Source organism: Alkaliphilus transvaalensis ATCC 700919, assembly GCF_000621485.1.
GTDB lineage: Bacteria > Bacillota > Clostridia > Peptostreptococcales > Natronincolaceae > Alkaliphilus > Alkaliphilus transvaalensis.
Genome location: NZ_JHYF01000031.1, coordinates 1 through 2,840 on the forward strand (window position 1 = coordinate 1; position 2,840 = coordinate 2,840).

At 35.5% G+C, this 2,840-nt stretch carries 2 protein-coding genes; both read left to right on the forward strand.

Features of this window, described 5'->3' with window-relative positions; genetic code table 11:
* Positions 1-23 precede the first annotated feature (23 nt).
* A complete protein-coding gene (locus tag T335_RS0115235; protein WP_026478300.1) occupies positions 24-2,450 on the forward strand; it encodes a DUF2974 domain-containing protein in 2,427 nt (808 codons plus the stop codon).
* Positions 2,451-2,482: 32 nt separating this feature from the next.
* On the forward strand, positions 2,483-2,840 hold a 358-nt coding region (locus T335_RS0115240; protein ID WP_026478301.1), incomplete at its 3' end, for a copper amine oxidase N-terminal domain-containing protein.

Below are 2,840 nucleotides of genomic sequence, written 5' to 3' on the forward strand. Positions count from 1 at the left end.
GATCCAAGAGGAGGAAAGTAAGTATGAATGGAAAGACTAATCTAGAATTAACCGATAGACAATATTTGCTATTAGCTGCACTGGCATATTTAGATGTATCAAATGAAGAAGATCGAAAGCAATATGACGAGACTATAGAACTACAAAAAGGTAAAAATATCACTGAACTAACTCAACACATAAAAGACGAAGAAGATAAAATAGCCCTATATGAAAGGCATTATAATGGTACATATAAAGAAAATGAAGAAGGCCAACTCATTCTAATGGAAGGCGGTAGCATAGGTCTTAACGGTAAAGATGAATTTACCTTTGAATATATCCTAGATGAAATTTCAAAGGACCCTTTGCTATCTCGTCTAGTAATAAAGGATCATGTAAATGACAATCTCAGGGCAGATAATGACAAAGGTACAGGCTTCGTAGGTTATGCCTTTGAAGACCCGGAAACAGGAGCAGTGTTTTTTGCCTTTAGGGGTTCTGAAGAAGATATCAATCCTTTTAAGGCGATAGATTGGAAGAATAACTTTTTCTATAGTTTAATATCAGAGTCTATTCAATACCAACCCGCAAAGGATTTTTTTGATAAAAACAAGACCAAAGATGGAATAAACTATCTAGCTGGCCACTCTTTAGGTGGTAGCCTAGTACAATACATATTGGCATTAGAGGATAATGCTATAGGTAGAGCCTTAAATGGAAAAGGTCTATCCCCCCTAGCTTTACTACGAAATCCATCAATGTATTTTAAGTTAATGAATGCTGACTTCATTAATTATGCTACCTACGATGATTTTGTTTCATCGGCTCTACTACATATAGGAAAACGAATTTATGTAAGTATGCAGGAAGGGAGTATCAATGGATTTATAGACCCCCATTACCTGTTTCCTTTTGAATTTGATGAAAATGGTAGTTTAATGGGAAAAGAAGAAATTAGAACAGCTCCAATTCCCCTAGTGGTAGAGATGGCTAATGCTGACTTAATGCAAATAGTAGCAACGATACAGGCCTTCGGAAATTTGGCACTAGCAACCGTAACCCTTCGTTATGAGACCAATGCCGTTATAGAAGAGATGAAGAGGGGTACATTAAAGGCCGTTGGAGAATTTGGAAAAGATATTCAAGATATCCTAGTGGATTTTGTTGATAATGGCACAAGGGTATTGGTTCAAGAAATACAAGATTGGTCTGTTAGATCAACAATAGAAATTGGACAGGCTATAATCAAAAGAGAAAAAGAGATGATCAAGATAGAAGAGGAATACATAAAAGAATATGAACTACTAAGAACAGAACTTAGAGGTAAGTTAAAGGCAATAGGAGAGAATATAGGTCTTGATAGCTTTGATCAAGAAATAAGGGGAGCCTTTAATGAATACCAAAGAGAAGTTAAAATGGCAAGAGAAAATTACTTAGAAGAAGTATCAAAAAGTTATGCATCCTTTACAGAAAATAACCGAAAAGCCCTAAATCAATTTGGATTAGACACAGGAAATGCTGTAAAAGAGCTAGTATTAGACTTAGAAGAAGGACAAGACCTTAATCTAACAATTGAAAAATTCTCAAACAATGTTATTAGATCTATAGATAATTTGCTAAATAACTTCAATAACAACTTAGTACAACTAACTCGAAATATAGAAGAAAGTAGTAGAAAGTTCATTAAGACATTAAAGGAAAAGGGAGAAAACCTTGTAGGGAAAATCAATAATGCCTTTGAAGATTTTAAATCTAACCTAAAGGGATATGATCAACTAAAAAATGATCTAAAGGATGTAGTGACAACAACTTTTAGGGGAATAAGAGATATTGAAGGAAAAGCTATGAGGTCAGTTATGGAAGCTAATGGGGGGCTAATAAGGACCTTTAAAAGTGTTAGAGATGACTTTATAAACACCACCCAAAAGGTTCTTGGGGATTATGGAGAAAAGAGCCTAGATGCCACTAGGAAATTAGTAAGTAATCTAGTGGGAATAGGAAAACAAGGTGCCATAGACTATGGAAAAGCTTATAAAAAAGCCTTTGAAAGGATGGCAACAACCTTTGGAGGCTGGATGCTAATAAGTCTACATAATGAGAATAGTAAAAGAAATGCAAATAAATCAATTAAAAATACTATAAAGGGTAGAGCTATAGAAGGAGTCATATCCGTAACCCCCCAACGTATTAAAGAACTGGCTAGTAGGGCTAAAATCCTTCAAAGAGATCTAGAAAGTGCATATAATAATGTCAATGGCGATACAGAAAGGCTACTGACAGATTGCAACAGACAATATTCAGAGTTCTATGTAAGACAAGCAGTAGAAGATACTAGACGGGAGTTGGCACAGGTAAGACAGAAGGCCATAAACTTAGATGGTTCATTAGGAAGACTATCCAAAAGACTGCAGGACATATCTAATGAATATATCATGGTAGAAAAAGACTTAGTTACTGCAACTAAGTAAATTTAAATAATTAATTTAAGGAGGCTACAAAAATGAAAAAAGGATTATTAATCTTAATGTTGTTAATCTTAGTAACATCCATAGGGGCAATGCCTACCTATGGCCAGATTCCCTTAAGGATTGTGGTAAACGGAGAAAGAATAACATTACCTGATGCCCAGCCCTTTGTAGATGCCAATAGTAGAACCCAAGTGCCAGTACGCTTTGTTAGTGAAGCCCTAGGGGCAAAGGTAGATTGGAACAGTAGTCAACAAAAGGTAACAGTGGTTTTAAATGATAGAGAAATTATCCTATATATAGGGGATAAAAACTATCTAGTTAACGGTGCCAGTCAAGAAATGGATACAGAAGCCCTATTAAAGGAAGGCAGGACCTTCGTTCCCCTGCGAT

What these genes read in the sequence shown, in the direction of transcription:
- T335_RS0115235 (WP_026478300.1), top strand. Translation starts at nt 24, where the DNA reads ATGAATGGAAAGACTAATCTAGAATTAACCGATAGACAATATTTGCTA.